A 1,292-nucleotide genomic window follows, 5' to 3' on the forward strand; every position below is an offset into this window, starting at 1 on the left:
TATGCTGCTCCCCTAAAACTAGACATAAATTTAAGGTATGAAATAAATAGATTAAATTAGCAATATTATGTCACGTACACGGAGAACATTTAGTAAAGATTTTAAGAGCAGAGTTGTATTGGAGTCACTCAGAGAGAAGGATACGATAGAGGTTTTAGCGAAGAAATATGAGTTGTTGCCGACTCAGATTTCGGCATGGAAAGCAGAAGCCATCCGGAATATGAGCAAAGTTTTTTCAAAGGATACAGGAGATTCCAAAGATAGCAATATACCGACGGAAAAGCTCTTTGCTCGTATTGGAGAATTAAGCCTAGAAAACGAATTTCTAAAAAAAAAGCTTTACTAATTCCTTTATCGGAGCGTTTGACTATGGTCAGCAAAAAAGATGTATTAAGCTTTAGCAAGCAGTGCAATGCGCTTGGATTGAACCGTAGCACGCTTTATTATAGGAAAAAAGACAAATCAGAGCAGGATAAGGCTATAGAGTTGTTCATGCAGGAGCAATATGTCAGGACGCCATTTTATGGTTACCGAAAGCTTACGGTACTTTTACGGGAGGCGGGTTTTCAGATCAATTCAAAACGTGTTAGGAGACTGATGAAAGTAATCAACTGGCGTACGATTTACCGCGAACCAAGCACCACCGTTGTAAACAAGGCGCATAAAAAATATCCTTATTTATTGAAGGGGCTGGAAATCGATAGAAAAAATCAAGTCTGGGCAACCGATATTACGTATATACCTATGAAAAAGGGGTTTATGTATCTATCGGCGATCATTGACCTGAAGACGAGATATGTCTTAAATTGGGATATCAGCAATACAATGAGTGCGGAATGGTGTACAGATCTATTGAAAGACACCTTGCATATGCATGGTAAACCGGAGATATTCAATACCGATCAAGGTAGTCAATACACGAGTGACCTGCACACCAAAGAACTGTTAGATAACGATATATCTATCAGTATGGATGGAAAAGGCAGGGCCTTGGATAATATTTTTGTTGAAAGATTATGGCGGTCTGTAAAATATGAAAACGTATATTTACAGGCCTACGATAGTCCAAGGTCTCTCCGTGCTGGGTTACGGTCTTACTTTGAATTCTACAATCAGGAACGCTTCCATCAGGGAATAAACTATAATACTCCGCAAAGCATGTATTTGCAAGCGGATGCGGCATAAAAATAGAATAACTTTTTTAGGCTTTCAAGAGCCAAAAAGTTATTTCCATTTTCAGCCCTAAAACAGAAAATACTATATAAAAATTAGAAATTTCTGTCTAAACAAAC

2 protein-coding genes are annotated in these 1,292 nt (G+C 37.9%); both read left to right on the forward strand.

Annotated elements, in window-relative coordinates; all coding sequences use genetic code 11:
- Positions 1-67: 67 nt before the first annotated feature.
- A complete protein-coding gene (locus tag L1283_RS28480; RefSeq protein ID WP_145331133.1) occupies positions 68-346 on the forward strand; it encodes a transposase in 279 nt (92 codons plus the stop codon).
- A gap of 23 nt (positions 347-369) precedes the next feature.
- A complete protein-coding gene (locus L1283_RS28485; RefSeq protein ID WP_286727493.1) occupies positions 370-1,185 on the forward strand; it encodes an IS3 family transposase in 816 nt (271 codons plus the stop codon).
- Positions 1,186-1,292 lie beyond the last annotated feature (107 nt).

The organism is Sphingobacterium sp. HSC-15S19, from assembly GCF_050433745.1.
Lineage (GTDB): Bacteria > Bacteroidota > Bacteroidia > Sphingobacteriales > Sphingobacteriaceae > Sphingobacterium > Sphingobacterium siyangense.